Origin of the sequence: Clostridium gelidum, from assembly GCF_019977655.1 — a bacterium.
Taxonomy (GTDB): domain Bacteria; phylum Bacillota; class Clostridia; order Clostridiales; family Clostridiaceae; genus Clostridium; species Clostridium gelidum.
The window spans coordinates 2,499,641-2,518,048 of the sequence record NZ_AP024849.1 but is presented as its reverse complement, the minus strand read 5'-3'; the positions used below and the strand labels follow the sequence as shown (position 1 = coordinate 2,518,048).

General features: G+C 26.9%; 13 protein-coding genes. 2 read left to right on the top strand and 11 right to left on the bottom strand.

From position 1 onward, the window contains the following. Positions 1–27 precede the first annotated feature (27 nt). The 10 genes from uxaC to psyc5s11_RS11015 all read right to left on the bottom strand — a co-directional run bounded on the left by uxaC (position 28) and on the right by psyc5s11_RS11015 (position 14,485). Entirely contained in the window at positions 28–1,428 is a 1,401-nt protein-coding gene (gene uxaC, locus psyc5s11_RS11060) for a glucuronate isomerase (RefSeq protein ID WP_224038177.1), read from the bottom strand. A gap of 116 nt (positions 1,429–1,544) precedes the next feature. Next, positions 1,545–2,969: a glycoside-pentoside-hexuronide (GPH):cation symporter gene (locus psyc5s11_RS11055; protein ID WP_224037637.1), complete on the bottom strand. Its 1,425-nt coding sequence runs from the start codon at positions 2,967–2,969 to the stop codon at positions 1,545–1,547. Positions 2,970–3,092: 123 nt separating this feature from the next. Then, positions 3,093–3,515 (bottom strand): HIT family protein, encoded by a 423-nt coding sequence (locus psyc5s11_RS11050; RefSeq protein WP_224037636.1) that lies wholly within the window; start codon positions 3,513–3,515, stop codon positions 3,093–3,095. A gap of 93 nt (positions 3,516–3,608) precedes the next feature. After that, the gene (locus tag psyc5s11_RS11045) at positions 3,609–5,057 is read right to left on the bottom strand and encodes a tagaturonate reductase (protein ID WP_224037635.1); all 1,449 of its coding nucleotides are present in this window, start codon (positions 5,055–5,057) and stop codon (positions 3,609–3,611) included. A 308-nt stretch (positions 5,058–5,365) separates the two neighbouring features. Beyond that, positions 5,366–6,367 (bottom strand): LacI family DNA-binding transcriptional regulator, encoded by a 1,002-nt coding sequence (locus psyc5s11_RS11040; RefSeq protein ID WP_224037634.1) that lies wholly within the window; start codon positions 6,365–6,367, stop codon positions 5,366–5,368. Positions 6,368–6,482: 115 nt separating this feature from the next. Next, the gene (locus psyc5s11_RS11035) at positions 6,483–7,031 is read right to left on the bottom strand and encodes a histidine phosphatase family protein (RefSeq protein ID WP_224037633.1); all 549 of its coding nucleotides are present in this window, start codon (positions 7,029–7,031) and stop codon (positions 6,483–6,485) included. Positions 7,032–7,061: 30 nt separating this feature from the next. Continuing rightward, positions 7,062–8,843 (bottom strand): bifunctional homocysteine S-methyltransferase/methylenetetrahydrofolate reductase, encoded by a 1,782-nt coding sequence (locus psyc5s11_RS11030; RefSeq protein WP_224037632.1) that lies wholly within the window; start codon positions 8,841–8,843, stop codon positions 7,062–7,064. A gap of 328 nt (positions 8,844–9,171) precedes the next feature. Next, entirely contained in the window at positions 9,172–10,326 is a 1,155-nt protein-coding gene (locus psyc5s11_RS11025) for an anti-sigma-I factor RsgI family protein (RefSeq protein ID WP_224037631.1), read from the bottom strand. Between the two features lie 9 nt (positions 10,327–10,335). After that, positions 10,336–11,001 (bottom strand): RNA polymerase sigma factor SigI, encoded by a 666-nt coding sequence (sigI, locus tag psyc5s11_RS11020; RefSeq protein WP_224037630.1) that lies wholly within the window; start codon positions 10,999–11,001, stop codon positions 10,336–10,338. A 310-nt stretch (positions 11,002–11,311) separates the two neighbouring features. Beyond that, positions 11,312–14,485, bottom strand: a complete 3,174-nt coding sequence (locus psyc5s11_RS11015; RefSeq protein WP_224037629.1) for a DEAD/DEAH box helicase — start codon at positions 14,483–14,485, stop codon at positions 11,312–11,314. Positions 14,486–14,822: 337 nt separating this feature from the next. Here psyc5s11_RS11015 and psyc5s11_RS11010 point away from each other — a divergent pair, with 337 nt between their 5' ends. Both psyc5s11_RS11010 and psyc5s11_RS11005 read left to right on the top strand, forming a co-directional pair. Beyond that, entirely contained in the window at positions 14,823–15,134 is a 312-nt protein-coding gene (locus psyc5s11_RS11010; RefSeq protein ID WP_224037628.1) for a hypothetical protein, read from the top strand. Between the two features lie 90 nt (positions 15,135–15,224). Further along, complete coding sequence (locus tag psyc5s11_RS11005) at positions 15,225–15,560, top strand: hypothetical protein (protein ID WP_224037627.1); 336 nt, start codon at positions 15,225–15,227, stop codon at positions 15,558–15,560. Between the two features lie 104 nt (positions 15,561–15,664). Here the strand turns inward: psyc5s11_RS11005 and recQ are convergent, their stop codons facing one another. Then, a complete protein-coding gene (recQ, locus tag psyc5s11_RS11000) occupies positions 15,665–18,124 on the bottom strand; it encodes a DNA helicase RecQ (RefSeq protein WP_224037626.1) in 2,460 nt (819 codons plus the stop codon). Positions 18,125–18,408: the final 284 nt, after the last annotated feature.

Below are 18,408 nucleotides of genomic sequence, written 5' to 3'. Positions count from 1 at the left end.
CTTTAAATTTTTCCATTTTATTTCTAATTAAAAGTTAAAATATTTTTCAGCATTATTATAGCTTATATCTGCTACAATTTTTCCCAGAACTTCTACATCATTAGGAAATTCACCATTTTCAACCCATTCTCCAATTATATTACAAAGAATTCTTCTGAAATATTCATGTCTTGTATATGATAAGAAACTTCTTGAATCTGTAAGCATTCCTACGAAGGCACTTAAAAGTCCTAAGTTAGCTAATGATCTAATTTGTTCTTGCATACCAATCTTATGATCATTAAACCACCAAGCTGATCCAAATTGAATTTTACCTTTTATATTATCTCCTTGGAAACATCCAATTAATGTTCCAATAGTTGCATTATCATTTGGATTCAAACTATAAATTATTGTCTTTGGAAGTGCATCTTCATTTTTTAAAGAATCTAATAATCTTGAAAGTGGTACTGCCACTTCTGTATCATTAAGGGAGTCAAATCCAGTATCTGCTCCAAGCTTATTAAACATTTTTGTATTGTTATCTCTTACACAATTCATGTGTAATTGCATTGTCCAATTCAAATCGTGATATAATTTACTTATATATTTTAATGTAAATGCTCTGAATTTATTTTCATCTTCAAATGATACTTGGCCATCTGCTAGTACTTTAGTAAATATTTTTCTTACTTCTTCAATTGAAGCATTTCCAACTGGAACAAAATCTAATGCATGGTCTGAAACTCTACATCCAACTTCATGGAAAAATTCAACTCTTTTCTTTAAAGCTTCTAAATATTGATCATAAGAAGCTATTTTTCCACCAGTAACTTCTTCTAATTTTCCGAACCATTCCTTAAAGGTTTCCTTATTAATTCCTAAGGCTTTATCAGGTCTAAAAGCTGGTAAAACTTTCACGTTAAAACTTTTATCTTCCTTAATTGCTAAATGATATTCAAGTGAATCAATTGGATCGTCTGTTGTACATATAACTTTTACATTAGATTTTTTAATAAGCTCTCTTACGGTAAAATCATCACTATTTAGCATAGTATTTACTTTTCCCCAAATATCTGGTGCAGTTTTTTCATTTAACACCTCATCTATACCAAAAAATCTTTTTAATTCTAAGTGAGTCCAATGATAAAGTGGATTACCAATAGCTACTGAAATAGTTTTTGCCCAAGCCAAAAACTTTTCATAATCGCTTCCATCTCCAGTAATATACTTTTCATCTATTCCATACGTTCTCATAGCTCTCCATTTATAATGATCACCATAAAGCCATACTTGAGTTATATTAGCAAACTGTTTATTCTCTAAAATCTCCTTTGGATTAATGTGACAGTGATAATCTATAATTGGCATTTTCTCTGAATACTCATGATATAAAGTTTCTGCTGTAGTATTTGATAATAAAAAATTTTCATCCATGAATTTTTTCAAGTTAAACCCTTCTTTCTTCATCATATAGTATTTAATAAAGTTTTTAATTCTTACTGTTTACGTTAACAATAATAGGTCTTTTATATGGTAACGAGAACAGCTTTTTATATTGTTCTTTATTCTATAATACCTTTTTCCCATTTTCCTTCTTCTAAGTCTTTTGCTATCTTTATGTACTTATCATCTGGTAAATTATATAATAAACCAACCACGATAGCTGCAACAGCTAAAGCAAATGCTGGATATATTGTCATCGCACCTTTTATTCCCAGTAGAGTTGTTGCACTTTGTTGAGCATTGGCTACATATCCTGTTAACCCTAGTACTCCCGCACTAATAAGAGCAGCTACAGATTGAGCAATTTTTCTCGAAAAATTAAATGCAGCATATGTAATACCTTCTTTTCTTATTCCAGTATGCCATTCACCATAATCTATAGCATCTGATACGAATGCCCAAGTAACTCCATTTGGAATAGCTAAAGCTACATAACCAATAGTAACAAGTACTACAAATGAGTAGAAGTTTGTTGGTATTATAAAATTCAACCCATTAGCAATAGCACCTACTATGAATCCTCCCATTGCAGTCTTCTTTTTACCAAACCTTTTAACAAGCTTTGGTATTAAAGAAATTCCTACAACAGAGCAGCCAATCATTATGAAATTTATAATAGGTTGGAATCCAACACTTCCCAAGTTATATTGGCAAAAGAATATCATCATTTGATTATTTGTATTCATTGCAGATATTGTAAATACAGTCATAAGAATTAAACATAAAAGTGGTCTATTTGTGAATACAACTTTTGCATAATCTTTAGCACTTGCTTTTTCTGAATTACCTGTTCTGTTAACTTTTACATGTTCTTTAGTATTTCTAAAACATATATAGAATGAGCCTACTCCTATAACAGCCATAATTAAAGCAGCTATTGGATATCCTACTTTAGGATTTTTAAAATACATAAGTATTGGAACAAAAGCTACACCTGTAATTAATTGGGCACCTAAAGAACCGCCCTGTCTATATGTTGCTAATTGGCTTCTGTCCTCAACGTCCCTTGTCATAACAGATGCTAATGATCCGTAAGGAACATTAGTAAATGAATACACAAGTCCCCAAATCATATATGTAGCATATGCATATGCAATCTTGATTGGCATTGATACATTAGGCATAGTGAATGTAACAACTGTAAGTATTCCGAGAATTATACTTGAAATCATCATAATTGGTCTAAACTTTCCAGATTTACCAATATTCTTTCTACCATCAACTGCTGATCCAGCAATTGGATCCATAAAAGCATCAAATATTTTTGTAAGTGAGAAAATACCTGCAACTGCGCCTGCCCCTATTCCACATGCATCAATAAAGAATTTTGTAAGGTATGCTTGACCTAAATCAAACATAAATCCATTACCAAAATCTCCAAAACCATATGATATCTTTTCTTTTAATGTTAATTTAGTACTTCCACTTTTATAAGTATTATTAACTGATTCATTGCTATCAATATTATTAGCTAAATCTTTCATTTTTTTCCTCCTGTTTATATTATTCCACTTTTAATAAAAGCTTTTCATCATTTGAGCATATTTAAATCTATTAATAAAATTTTTTAATCTAAATTAGCTTATTATTATCTAATATTTTAAACCTTATAAATTACTATTTATCTTTATTATTAATTGGCTATATTCTTCATCACTTAATAAAACCGTACCTGGATTCATATCAAAAGTTTCCCCCCAGGATGGACCGCCTTCATATTTGGGTACTACATGAAAGTGAAGATGCTTCATAGTGTCTGCAAATGCTCCATAATTTATTTTATTTGGATTAAAAGTTTTTTGAATTGCTACAGCTACTTTTCTAATATCTTTTATAAATGTTGCTGCTTCTTCTTCTGTTAAATCTGTAATTTCACTTTTATGTTCTTTAAAAACTACATTACATCTTCCTTTATAAGTTTGTTCCTTAAATAGATATACTGTTGATACGTCCAAATCACAAATTTTAATCATTAAAGAGTCCAGATCTTCATTCTTTGAACAATAAAAGCAATTTTCATCAAAATTCATATGTTTTTCCTCCTAATTATTAATTAATTGATTTCTATTTTATAGTTAATTCTTTGCAATAATTAGTAATTACTTATTATTACATTTATATTACTAAAGAACTATTTTAATAGCTTCTTTAATTCCTAAACTTTCAATTGATTCTAAATATTTTGTAACTTCATATGTTAAGTTTGGGATATCATTTAAGTTCATCCCCCAGTTTTTTTCATATGCAAGAACTGATGTTACAATCTTATTTAGCCCTTTTGGTGTACCATCAAAATTAGACCATAAATCATTATATAATTCTAATATATCTTCATCATCTGATAATTCTATGTCCTCACTACCTCTTTTACCCTTGTAAAACTCAATTAATGCTGCAAGAGAGAATACTAATTTTTTAGGAAGTTCTCCTTTTCGTTTTAAATATTCAGTTAAACTTGGTAAATCTCTTGTTTTATACTTAGACATTGAATTTAATGCTATGCTCATTAAGTAGTGCTTAACATATGGATTTTGAAATCTTTCAATTATTGCATCTGCAAATTCAACTAATTCTTCATGAGGAAGATCTAAAGTTTCTATGATTTCATCATAGATTACATCATGAACATATTGTCCTATAACTTCATGTTCTACAGATTCTCCTACAGTTTCTAATCCATAAAGGTATGCTACTGGTACCATTGCTGTATGAGGTCCATTTAATATTCTAACCTTTCTAGTTCTATAAGGTGTCATATCATCAACAATTTTTACATTAAGTCCTGCTTTTTCTATTGGTAATTCATCTTTTATAGATTGTGGTCCCTCAATTACCCATAGGTGGAATACTTCTCCGACATCTACTAAGCTATCATCATAACCAAGCTCTGCCGTAACTTCGTCAATTGTATCTCTTGGATATCCCGGAACTATTCTATCTACCAAACTACAACAGAAAGTATTATCCTTATTAATCCAATTAACAAAGTCTTGTCCTAAATTCCAAAGTTCTGCATATGTTAATACTATTTCCTTAAGTTTTTCACCATTTCTATCTATAAGTTCACAAGGTATTATTATTACTCCTTTAGTACCATCTCCATTAAAAGTTACAAATCTGTGATATAAGAGGGCTGTTAGTTTTCCTGGATAACTCTTTTGACATCCCTCATTTAATTTATCATTTTCATCAAAAGCAATTCCAGCTTCAGTAGTATTTGAAACTATAAATCTTATTTCTGGATTTTCTCCAAGTTTTAAGTACTCATTATAATTTCTATATGGATTAATTCCTCTACTTATACTATTTATAATCTTGTGAGTCTTTACAGCTTCTCCATTTTGTACACCTTGAAGATAAAGGGTGTATAGACCATCTTGTTCATTTAACATATCAATTAAACCACCTTCTTGAGGTTGAACAACTACTGCACTTCCATTAAAATTTGCTTCTTCATTCATCTTATCTATTTGCCAATCAACAAATCCTCTTAAGAAATTCCCTTCTCCAAATTGAATCACTTTCTCTGGATAAGTCTTAAACTCTTTGTATAATTCTTTATTTAGTTTCATTAATTATTCCTCCAAATTCTATATTTATCTTTTCTGTTTGTTCACGTTAACAATTAAGATTACTTACATTGTTAACGTGAACAAAAATTAATAAGTTAGTATCTATTGATTAATTATATTATAATATCAATTTTTGAATATTGCAATACTTTTTTGTTAACGTTAACAACTTTTTTAAAATTAGTTAGCTTTATATATTGTTCTGAAAATTTTAAGTTTAATTAAATATATTGATACTAATTTTATGTAGGTTTCTTTTTACAATATACAACTTACTAACTAATTATTACTGTTTTATATTGAGTCTTCTATTTCAAATTCTTTACCGAACCTCTCACCACAAGCTTTGATTCAATATAAATTTTTTCTTTGTTTACATTATTATTTTTTATTATATTTAATAAATTTATTCCACCATGTTCGCTCATAATTGATGCTTCTTTTCTTACACTTGTTAAAGTTGGAGTGACATAGTTGCAGAAATTACTATCATCGAACCCTATAATAGAAATATCATTTGGAACATTTAATCCTGATTCTACAACAGCCTTCATGGCTCCAACTGCTATATCATCATTTAAACAAAATACTGCTGTTGGTCTGTTTTCTAATTGTATTAATTTCTTCATATTGTCATATCCACTTTGCAAATTATATTTACCACTTATGATATATTCCTCATTTATCTGAATATTATTATCTTCTAAAGCTTTAATATATCCTTTTTTTCTATATAGACTTGACTCATATTCTTTATTTCCTTGTATTAATGCTATCTTCTTATGATTATTTTTTATTAAATAATCAACTGCATCATAAGCTCCTTTAGTATCATTAGACATTATATTCACAATCCCATTAGTTTCTATATGTCTATTAATTACTACAATCGGTATATCCTTTTCAATTATATTTTTTATGAATTCATCGTCATTTTTACTTTGACTAACCACTATTATCCCATCAAAGTTTTTATTATCTATTGGATGAGAATATTCATAGTTATCTATCCCTCTAATAACTAAATTATATTCTTTATCTATTACGTTATTTATTCCCGTTATAATCTCATGAAAAAATGTGTCTGATGTTCCCTCACTAATAGACGAAAAGAAAACTCCAATAACATATGATTTCAGCAAAACTAAACTTTTTGCATTATAATTCGGTACATATTTTAATTCTTTTGCTAAAGCTTTAATTTTAACCTTTGTCTCTTCATTTATGTAAGGGCTATTATTAAGTGCCCTTGATACTGTTGTGTGAGAAACATTTGCAAGTTTTGCAATATCTTTTATTGTAATACCCATCTTTTCTCTACTCCCTTATTAATTATATATTAATTTAAATGTGCCAAAATTTACATTTATAAACTTTTACCCCACACTTGTGGACATATTGCTGAGAGTGGATTATTATTTAACATTATTCTTTTTTATGTAAATATAATACACCATTCTTAGGACTATATATAAATTTTCCTATAAATCCTCTTTTTTTAAGTTCTTTTTGGAGACTATACATAAAAAAGCCATGTGTAACTATCAATATATTTTCTGTGCCTTCTGTCTTTGCTTCATCTAAAAGTAGATCAACAAATTTTTCAGCTTTTTCCCTTGTTATAATTTTGATTTCCTCTTGAGATTTATGATTAAAATACCAAGCAAGTCTTCCACTAACTGCCCAAAACCAATATGGGAGTTTAAAATCACTTTTGAATATAGGATCTATTATAGTTTCCCTAATCAAATCATTCTTAATTATATCTTTTTTGTACACATGTTGTGCTGTTATTATTGCTCTTATGAGTGTACTAGAATAACATTTATCCCATTTTATTCCCATTAATTCTACATCTTCTTCAATAACATCACTTTTATTATAATTATCTTCCCATTTTTTAAATTCCTTTGATGTCATAAAAAGATTTTTATGGCAATTAACTTTGAAATGTCTTATAATACCTATTTTCATAAGAATCCCTCCAGTATTTGAAGAATTATATTAATCTTTAATTTGTTTTATTATTTCAATTAGCATACTAACTCTATTAAATGGAGTTGTAAAATATAATCCATCACAAATGCCTTTTAATTTTCTTCCAATTTCTACACTGATTTTTATTCCAACTTCTTGCGCTTCTTCTTTACTCATATCTTCCGAAAACATTTTTACATATTTGTCAGGTATTGTAACTCCTGCAAGCTCATTATTTAAAAACACTGCATTTCTATAAGTCACAACTGGAAGTAATCCAGCTAATATCTTCACATTTGTTCTTTCCTTAATTTTCTTTAAAAATTCTATAGCTTCATCATCATATATAGGTTGAGTTATAAAGAATTTTGCGCCTTTCTCTATTTTCTTTAACATACGATTAAATTCTACTTCCTTGTTTAAAACATTTAAATTTAATGCCCCACCTATAAGAATATTATCATCTTTAAAAAATTCTACATTCATATCATCTATAAGTTCCATCAATCTAAATGAATTTAAATTAAATACACTTTTTGTTTCAACCTTACTAGCATCTGATATAGGATCACCTGTAATTGCAAGTACATTTCGTATATCTTCAATATGAGAACCAATTAAACTCGATCTTATAGCATTTGTATTTTTATCTCTACAACAAATATGAGGCATAACTTCAATGCCTATTTCTCTTTTTATTTTAGATGCTATAATTGTTGAATCAGCTCTTACTTTTGACATTGGTGAATCAGGCACTGTTACCAAATCAATATTGTTTTCTTTGCATATTTTAGCTCCAGTAATAAGCTTTGATATGTCTGTATCTATAGGTGCAGATAATTCTATTGCAACTACAAATTTATTATTATCTAATTTTTCTTTAAAAGTATTTTTCATCTTTTTTTCATGTTCCTTAGCGGTTTCTTCATATGTACTAATAGTTTTAACCACTTTAGAATTTTCTATAATCAAAGATGCTAATTGTTTGATATACTTTGGATTTGTGCCACAACATCCACCAACTATAGAAACACCCATGGCTTTAATTTCATCAACTTTTTTTGCAAAGTATTTTGAATTTTTTGGGTAAATTGTTCTTTCATGAATTATTTCTGGAAATCCTGCATTAGGAAGTGCTGAAACAATATCATTGCCTATATTAATCTTTTTTATTATTTCAGACATATGAGATGGTCCTGAACCACAATTAAATCCATACGCATCTATATTTTCTATCTTTTTAACTTCTTTAACTAATTTAGTTACACTTAATCCATCTCTTGTAAATCCATCTGGTTTAACTGCAAACTGTGTTAATATAAAGCTATCTGAATTTTTACTTTTTATATATTCACTTATTTCCTTTAGATAATTGTAATTACTGAAAGTTTCAAATACAAAACTATCAATTCCATTAACTAAAAAGCAATCTACTATAAATTTATATTCGTTTAAAATTTCATCATGCGATTCATCTATATTATCCTCTTTTATGGGTCCAATGCTTGCTCCTATAAAAACAGATTTGTTTTTTGTAGCTTCTTTTGCTATATTTATTCCGGAGTTAATTATATCACTTAATCGATCTTTCGAAACTCCAAGATCATATGTATTAGCTGAAAAAGTATTAGTTCGTATTAACTTAGCTCCCGCATTAATATATTCATCATGTATTTTTTTTATAGTCTCTTTATCATTTAAATTACCAAATTCACAATATGATGCATCATTTCCTGTTAACTCTGAATAATATGTACCCATTGCTCCATCGCTTATTAACACGTGATTTTTTAAATATTCTTTTATCATTCTTAATTCTCCCCAAATTCTTATTAATAATACTTAGGCATACTGTCCCGTTATTTTTTTGAATATACCTTATTAGTAAGTATACTATAAATCATTATTCTAGTCCTCATTTTTTATAGCAAAATTTAATTTTCATTGTTCACTGTTCAACAGCTAATGTTCAATTTCTATAAATTAATCATTACAAATATAACTTAGAGTATACTTTAATTTTAGAAGGATATATATCTAAGTGTAGTTTTCACTATAGAGTATCTATAAATTCCCACTAAAAAAAGTAGGTTTATCACTCATAGATAAACCCACTTTTTATAAATTAAAAACTACTTTAATTTTTAGTATCCTTATTCACCAAAGTCTCTCCAGTTTTTGCTGGTTGCTCTGATATTTTATTAGTATCTTCTTGAATCTTTCCTGACGTTGTCTTATTCTCAATAGTTCCATTATCTGGCGCTATTATAATACTACTATCCTTTGATGGGATTGGATTTGAAGTTGAAGCATCATTCTTTCCTTCTTGTTTTGGTGGTGCTTCTGGTATTAATTCTAATACTCCATTATTTCCAGGCTTAGTATTATTATCTTTGCCTTGTTCTCCATCAGTATTTTTATTAATCCTAGGGTCAGTGTTTTCAGGTACCTTAACTGGTGGCTTCTCTGTTCCTGGAGTTTCAGACTTTACTTCAGGGTTTGTCTTTACTACTGGTACATCGTCAGGTTTTGCTTTATCAGCTTCTAATTTTTCAACACCTGCTTGCCATTGAGAAACATTTGGTTTGTCTTTTATACTTGAAGTAATATCCTTAACTGGTGCTTTATCTATTATATTCTTTGTCTCTTCATCTGCTACAAGTGACGCTTCATATCTTCCTAAACTTATACCTTTTGCTTTAGCCTCATCAACGCCTTCTTTATTGCCTTTAATATAAGTAACTGTTTCTGTATTGAAAGTAGAATTAATAGCTTCTGTTATATTATCTGCATAAGCACTATTATCTCCATTTTCTATAAAAATACCAACCAGTACTTCCCTATTAGTATCTAAATAATTTTTCTCTACAAGTTTTTCTTTTATTTTATCTATTCCATCATCAAGAGAAATATTTTTAATATCACTAAAATCTATATTCTTACCATCAATATTAACACCTTCAACTTTAATAATCTTTTGATTACTATCTGCTTCTATTTGTATACTAGGGTTAATATCTAAACTAACAACAGCATACGCCTTTGTATTATTCATAGGATTAAAGAAGGTGAATACAAGTAAAAATAATGCAGCAATTGATCCAAATGCTTTTATTAAATTATTATGCCTATGAACTCTACTGGCAGTTGTGTTCACAACATCATCTTCGAAATAAAATATCTTTTGACCAACTTCCAAATTTTGTTTAGATGTTATTTTTTCCATAAATCCTTCATCATTTAAAGCAATAGCATAATTCCGTTTTACTTCCATTATCATTCCTTTATTCATAATTATCACCTACTTTCTGATCCAATTTTTTAAAACGCTGAAATTTTTGTCAATTATTATTACCACAGAAATTATAAATTTTTTGCTTCCTTTAATTACCTTTTCTGTAACAGAAAACTTTAAAACAATTCTTTTAATAGGTAACCTTTTTTTTACATACATAAAAGAAGTAAATTCTTCATCTTTGCTTATTTCTTCTGATAAACTAATTGCATTTCTTCTTGTTGCTTGCTGTTTAGGAGCTTCACTTGCTAAATCTTCTAAAGTAAACCCAAAAGAACTTATTTCTGTTTTTAGTCTACTTATTTCTTCAATCAATATGCTATTATCTTCTTTTTGCTCTAAATATTCATCTTTAATTTCTAAGCCCTTATCCAGTAATTCTTCAAGGGATGAATGTTGATGTTTATTTTCACTTTTTAGATAATTTTTGATTCTACTTCCTATAACAAGCTTTGCAAAAGATAGGAAATGACCTTTTTCATTATCATATCTTTCAATAGCCTCATGAAATCCAAGTAAACCAACACTTAGCTCTTCATCATTTTCACATGATACATATCTTCCTGTAACATCTGAAATACTTTTTATTATAAAAGGCATATGCTTTTCAATAAGTTCATTTACACTTGTGTTCTCATTAGCATGTAAATCTATCAAAACACATTCGAGCATACCATGCGCTCCCTTCTCGGTCATTATTATATACAAAATAATTTATTTATTTTGGTACTTTTTATTAATTAAATGAAAAACTTTTATATAAAGTTTTAATTTAACATTTAATAAATACATTTGTATATGCCCATTTTATCATATTTTTACTCATCAAATAACAGATAATATCAAATTTGATAATGTTTCATATACCAAATATGACATTTTATTCACACTCTGGAATTTAATTTTCAACTACTTATTAGTTTGCTTGGAATAAATAACTATTTTACCGCAAGCTCCCCCATTATAACATAATTTTAACTATTTAGCTCGAAAATAAGCTTAACATTTCATCATTTGTAATTTTATTGATTATATTTCCATCTTTCAACTCACATGTTATAACATTATCTATGAGTTCTTTTTTATCATCTTGAAGAAGTAATATCTTTTCTTCAATTGTATCTTTTGCTATTAATTTAATTACCTCTACCACATGTTTTTGACCTATTCTATGAGCTCTATCTGTAGCTTGATCTTCTACTGACAAATTCCACCAAGGATCAAAATGAATAACAATGTCTGCACTGCTTAAATTTAATCCTGTTCCTCCTGCTTTTAATGATATTAAAAATACTCTTATATTTTCATTTTCGTTAAATTCATCTACAAGTTTTAATCTATTTTTTGAAGAAATACTTCCATCTAAATAACTATACTTTATATTCTGTAATTTTAATTCCTCTGAAATTCTGGATAATACAGATGTAAATTGAGAAAATAATAAAATTTTATGCTCTTTTATATTTTCTAATATCAACTCTTTTGCAATATTAATTTTACCACTGCCACCAGAGTATTCATCAATTATAACAGCTGGATCTAAACAAACTTGTCTTAGTTTTGTTAAATAAGAAAATATAGTCATATTATTTTTCTTAATATTGGCATTTTTAATGTTATCTTTAATTTCCTTTAGAAATGCTTTGTATACTTTCTTTTGAGAATCTGTCATTTCAACTAAAAACTTAGTTTCTATTTTTTCTGGTATTTCCTTAATTACATCTTTTTTAATTCTTCTTAAAATATAAGGACTAATGAGTATTTTAAGATCTTCAAGATAATTTTCTTCTTGCTTAATAAATTTATAAGAAAATTCTTGTTTCTTATAAAGATATCCTGGCATTATAAAATCAAATAAAGCCCAAAGCTCTAATAAATTATTTTCTATTGGTGTTCCCGTTAAAACAAATCTACTCTTAGCATTAATATTTTTTATTAATTTTGCATTTTGTGATTCCGAATTATTTATATTTTGTCCTTCATCTAATATTAAATAATCAAATTTAATATTTTCATATTCTAAAACATCATTTTTTAACGTTCCATAGGTAGTTAATACAATATCATAACCAAAAACATTATTTAAGACTTTCATTCTCTCATTTTTATTTCCATGAATAATTCCAATCTTTAAACTTGGAGCAAATTTGTCAAATTCTTGCTTCCAATTATATATAAGTGATGTTGGTGTAACTATTAAAGAATGTCTATTTTTTTCAGATAACAAAAATGTTATTGTTTGAATTGTTTTTCCAAGACCCATTTCATCTGCTAAAATTCCACCAAGGCCTAAATAGCTCAAACTTTTAAACCAATTATATCCTTTAATCTGGTATTCTCTAAGAGAACCATTAAGGCCACTTGGAATTTCAAAATGATTTTCATTCAATTCATTTAGTTTTTTTAATGCTTCTTCCAAATTTTCTTTTCCATTAATTAAATTTATTTTTTTACTATCTAATTTACTATTTAAATAATAAATTTTATTTAGTTCAATTTTATATTCATCTCTGCCTTCTGTAACGTCTATATTTAAAGAATCTATAATTCTTATAAATTCCCTTAGCTCCTCATCTTCTAAGTCAACAAAAGTATCATCCTTAAGCTTAATATATGTTTTTTTATTTTTATAAGCATTTATAACAGAACTTAATTCTTTATTATCAATTCCATCTAATTTAAATGAAAAATTAAAATTATTATCTTCATATTCATTTAAATTTACTTCTGATATATCACCTTTATAAAGTTTAAAATATTTATCACTATCTTTTGCAACTCTTATTTCTCCTAGCTCCTTTAGGTACTGAAATTTTTCTTTTAAGAAAAGATAGTACTCATCATCATTTCCATAAAATATAAAAGTTCCATTTTTATAAAAAAATCTATTTTTGTTCAATACACTTTCTATAAGCCTTATCTTTTTTGAATTTTTTATAATTGAATTACTGGAATTTAAAACTTCATTATAAGAAAGTTTCTTTTCATCATTTATTAAAAAAACATTACAATAAAAATTTTCTTCTTTCTTTTCAAACACAAAATCCACTTTTATATTTTCTGCTAATTTTTCCATAATAACATCATCTAATGATAAATTTTTAGACATAACATTAATATGTGAAATTAAATTAAATAAATCGTTAATTTGTATGTCGTTATAAAATGTAATCTTATTATCTTCTTTAAGAGTATTATAAAAAATCTTATACACTTCAATTTGAGCAAAAGATGGAATGTATATTCTCCTATCATAAAAGAAAACATCCATTTTATCATTTAATGGTATTGGAAAAACTTTCTTAGTAGTTAAAACATAACCTTCATTTACTGCTTTCAACGTAAATGAAATAGGTAAATTTTCATCTTTTACTTCACAATTATATGTTTGATAATTATAATTGAATTTTATTTTTTTATATAAAAGCATTTTAAGAAATCTCCGCAAAATTTCTTTATGAATTCTTATGTTATTACTATTATTATTATGATCAGAAATCAACGTATATTCATAAATATATTCTAAAATCTCTTTGTCCTCTTTAGAAAAATAATATTTATTATCATTATATATTAATCCTTTTCCAATATGATATTCTTTGGATTGATTCACACATATAATAAATTCCTGAATATTAATAATTGGATGCATATTATTGATTCCTACAAATATATTAATATCAAAATAATTACCTTTATCTTCAAATACTTCTTTTAAAGAAATATTTACTTCTAGCTTTTCTTTTGTATTATTTATATTAGATAGAGCAAGTAAAAAATTTTTATCTTTCCTTAAAACTTCTTTGTTTTCATTTTTTTTATTAAGTTTATTTTTTATTTGATTTACAAAGCCCAATCCTATTGCAACTAAATGTTCACATAAATAAATATTATTCTTAGCATCCACGTTTTGAAACATACTGCACTCGCATTTAGCAAGTATGATTCTTTTTTTTATAATGTCTATTTTTAAATGAGCATTATAATTTTGTATTTTATTTTCACTTTTAAAGTTTCCATATATATTGTAATAATCATCTATCCTATTTATTCTAATTTCTATCAGATCCGCCCTTTTCAATATTTCTCTGGCTCTATTTAAATTGAGTTTAGATGTATTATCTAATATAATTTTTTCTAATTCAGATATTTTCAATTACTTTCACCGCCCTAATTATATAGCTTCTAGTCACCTTCCAAAAACAACCAATTATTTTTTGACGAACAAAAAGGAGCTTAGAGACCGGCGAAGGACACTCTAAGCTCCACGCTAGCACTTTACGTACCAACTGCTCTTTTATAATAACATACTTACAATATAATATCAACTTAAATAATTAAATTTTCGATTAACTGAATAAAATAAATTATTTTTCTTAATAATATATAGTAGTAAGCACCGTTAATTATAATGTAAATACTTATAACAAAAATTTAAATTATTACATATCTACTTAATAAAACAAAAATAAAGTTGGAAGGTGGTTATATTAGTGAAGAAGTCTTTTTTCTTATTACTCTTATGTTTATCATTTAATATGTTTACAATATGCGCTATGGCTCAGCCAAAGAATTTTAAAGAGGGTTTATATAAAGATACTGATTTAGATTTATCACCAAATACTAAACATACGATTCAAAACAATACTCATAATGACTATGCTTTTATAATGATTTTCGACTCTAACCAAATTGCTCAACAACTTATGCAGTTACCACCTAAATCAAAAGAATACGTTTTAACCCCTATGCAGTTTGGATATCAAATGTTGGTAGTTACTAATGGAGAAATCACAATAGACTAAAGCATACTTTGAAATATATTGGTTTCCTTAATTCTTAAATTTAATATTTATGTTATTTATAAAAATTACAATTGAAATGAGGCTGTCTTGATGAAAAAAAATATTATAATATTTTTATGTTTTTTCTGCTTTTCTTTTATAATACTTCTGGTACCTACTATAGCTAATGCTCAAGTTCTAAAAAAAGGTTTTTATAAAATCGTTGATTCAAATCTATCACCTGATACTACTTATACTATAGAAAACACTTCTTTTAATGAACGTATTTATATACTTGTTTTTGACTCTTATGCAACACCACTTCAAGGTATACGTTTAAAACCACAATCTCAAAAATATAATTTAGTTCCTCTTCAACTTGGCTATAAATTTGTACTAATTGGGGATGGAGAGCTTGCTATATCCCCTAATATCAGCCTAAAATAGACTTCGAAGGAAACTCTTTCATAAAAGTGAAACTTAAAAGTTCTGATATATAAATTTTATATTTAAATATCAGAACTTTGTATATAGAAAATAAACTATTGTTCTTAATAGTGAATATTATAGTACTTAATTAAAATAACTGATCTTATACTCTCATATTTAATATGAGATGGGAGCTCTTTTTTTAGCACATTTATCTGATTATAGCCATTTTTCTCACAAGCATTTACAATTAGCTGTTCATCTTCTTCATTATAAAATTCATCTAAATTTATATCAAATATATTCTCCCCAAATTCTTTAATATAATCTGTTACATAGCCTAAAATAGTTGAAATTGATAATTCTATCTTCCTTGATATTTCATGAATATCAATATTTTCTTTAAGCATATCTATTGCAATTTGATTATTTTCTCTAGTTTCTCCATCAATTATAACTTTTTTTCTTTTTCTCTCATTCCAATTTATCTCTTTATTATTTTCTGATAAATAATCATTTACTATTTTTATTATTGTTTCTCCATATGAGCTTATTTTTTTTGGTCCCATACCACTTACATCTTTCAATTTATCTAAAGTGATTGGATATCTTCCACTTATCTCTTTTAAACTATTCATAGTTATAATTGCTTGTGGCGGGGAATTTTCTTTTTTAGCAAATTCATCTCTTGCTATGTGTAGTATGTTGTATAAGTCTAAATCTGTAGTTACTTCTAACTTTAAATCATTATCTTTAGGCTGATTATTTTCAGGCTCTACTACAGCTTCTAGATAATTAGGCACTTCAATATTATGTTCTTCTGTAAATTCTTTTATTGCATCTTCAAAATCCTTACCATATTTGCTATATTTAACTTCTCCAACTCCAGAAATCTTAAGCATTGCTTCTTTGCATATTGGATAATTTGCAGTCATTTCTTTTAATGTAACATCACCAAATATAACATACGGTGGAACATTGTTTTCTCTTGCTAAATTTTGGCGTATAGCTCTTAGAATTTCAAACAATTCATTATCTTCATGTATTTTCTTTTCTACTTTGAATTCTTTTAGTTGTACTTTTTCTTTTGATGTTAATACGTTTCTAGATCTATCATTTAAATTTAAAACTGGATAAGTACCTTCAATAACATTTATATATCCATGAGAAATCAATGTATTAATAAAGTTCTTAAGGTCTTCTGCTGAATATTCTTTCATTAATCCATAGGTTGAAATTTCATCAAAGTGAAATTGAAGCACTTTCTTATTTTTAGATCCTCTAAGTACATCTACAAGCATTCCACTACCGAATTTCTGTTTCATTCTATATATACATGAAAGCACTTTTTGTGCTTCTATAGTTTTATCTACAAACTCACCTTCACTTAAACAATTACTACAGTTATCACAATGTTTATTATATTCTTCTCCAAAATACTCCAAAATATATTTTCTATAACAGTCATTACTATATACAAAATCCATCATTTGTTGAAGTTTTCTATATTGATTATTTTTCCTTTCAATATTCTCTATTGAATTTTCTATTAAATACTTTTGAACTTGAACATCTTGAGGTGCAAACAAAAGTATACATTCACTTTTTTCTCCATCTCTTCCTGCTCTACCAATCTCTTGATAATAACTTTCTATATTCCTTGGCATATTATAATGAACTACATATCTAACATTAGGTTTATCTATACCCATACCAAAGGCATTAGTTGCAACCATTATGTTTGCCCTATCATATATAAAATTTTCTTGATTTTCTTTTCTTATCTTTTCAGATAAACCTGCATGATAATGAGTTATATTATATCCTTTTGCACTCAAGTTCTCATATAAATTATCAACTTCTTTTCTCGTTGCAGCATATATAATTCCAGAAACTTCTTTGTTATTTTCTATATAACTATTTAAATACTCTTTTTTACTTCCACCTTTAATTACATTTATAAGTAAATTTTCTCTATCAAAACCTGTTACAAAGACTTTTGGATTGTTTAAATTAAGTTGTTTTATTATATCTTCTCTTACTTCTTCCGATGCCGTTGCTGTAAATGCTGTTATTATAGGTTTCTTTTGAAGTAAATTAATAAAACTTGCTACCTTTCTATAACTCACTCTAAAATCATGTCCCCACTGAGATATACAATGAGCCTCATCTACTGCTATTTGAGCTATATTGCATCTTGAAATTATATTTATAAAATTAAAAGATTCAAGTCTTTCAGGCGCTATATAAAGAATTTTAATTTCACCATTTACAAGATCATTTATAACTTCATTTTCTTCTATAACACTTAATGTGCTATTAATTAATGCGCCTTTGATCCCCATATCCTTCAAAGTATCTACTTGATCCTTCATAAGTGATATAAGTGGAGAGATTACTATTGTGATTCCTTCAAGTATAAGCGCTGGAATCTGATAACAAATAGATTTACCTCCTCCAGTTGGCATTATAGCAAGTACATCTTGGCCTTTTATTATTGTATCAATTATATTTTCTTGACCTCTTCTAAAAGTCTTATATCCATAATATTTTTCTAAAACATTTAACGCTGTATTCTCCATTAATTTTACTCCTTAAGTCAATTCATTTAATAAAAGTGGTTATGCCACATTCAATTGTAACTATTACCTCGGGTCATATGAACTAATAGTATTATACCACCTTTTCATTATTGACTTTATTATACTAAAAAAATCATACAATAGAAAAAATTATATTCATCTATTCTATGATTGTAATTTTATTAACTCTATTTGTAAATCAGCCTTATTCAATTCCTAATATCACTAAAATTCACTCATATAATAATTCCTTATTAAAATTTATATTAGGCACATGAAAATAA

Excerpts from the sequence above, each read along its gene's own strand:
- psyc5s11_RS11035 (WP_224037633.1), bottom strand. The coding sequence starts at position 7,031 with ATGAAAATAGGTATTATAAGACATTTCAAAGTTAATTGCCATAAAAAT.
- psyc5s11_RS11055 (WP_224037637.1), bottom strand. The coding sequence starts at position 2,969 with ATGAAAGATTTAGCTAATAATATTGATAGCAATGAATCAGTTAATAAT.
- psyc5s11_RS11045 (WP_224037635.1), bottom strand. The coding sequence starts at position 5,057 with ATGAAACTAAATAAAGAATTATACAAAGAGTTTAAGACTTATCCAGAG.
- psyc5s11_RS11025 (WP_224037631.1), bottom strand. The coding sequence starts at position 10,326 with ATGAATAAAGGAATGATAATGGAAGTAAAACGGAATTATGCTATTGCT.
- sigI (WP_224037630.1), bottom strand. The coding sequence starts at position 11,001 with ATGCTCGAATGTGTTTTGATAGATTTACATGCTAATGAGAACACAAGT.
- psyc5s11_RS11030 (WP_224037632.1), bottom strand. The coding sequence starts at position 8,843 with ATGATAAAAGAATATTTAAAAAATCACGTGTTAATAAGCGATGGAGCA.
- psyc5s11_RS11005 (WP_224037627.1), top strand. The coding sequence starts at position 15,225 with ATGAAAAAAAATATTATAATATTTTTATGTTTTTTCTGCTTTTCTTTT.
- psyc5s11_RS11040 (WP_224037634.1), bottom strand. The coding sequence starts at position 6,367 with ATGGGTATTACAATAAAAGATATTGCAAAACTTGCAAATGTTTCTCAC.
- recQ (WP_224037626.1), bottom strand. The coding sequence starts at position 18,124 with ATGGAGAATACAGCGTTAAATGTTTTAGAAAAATATTATGGATATAAG.
- psyc5s11_RS11050 (WP_224037636.1), bottom strand. The coding sequence starts at position 3,515 with ATGAATTTTGATGAAAATTGCTTTTATTGTTCAAAGAATGAAGATCTG.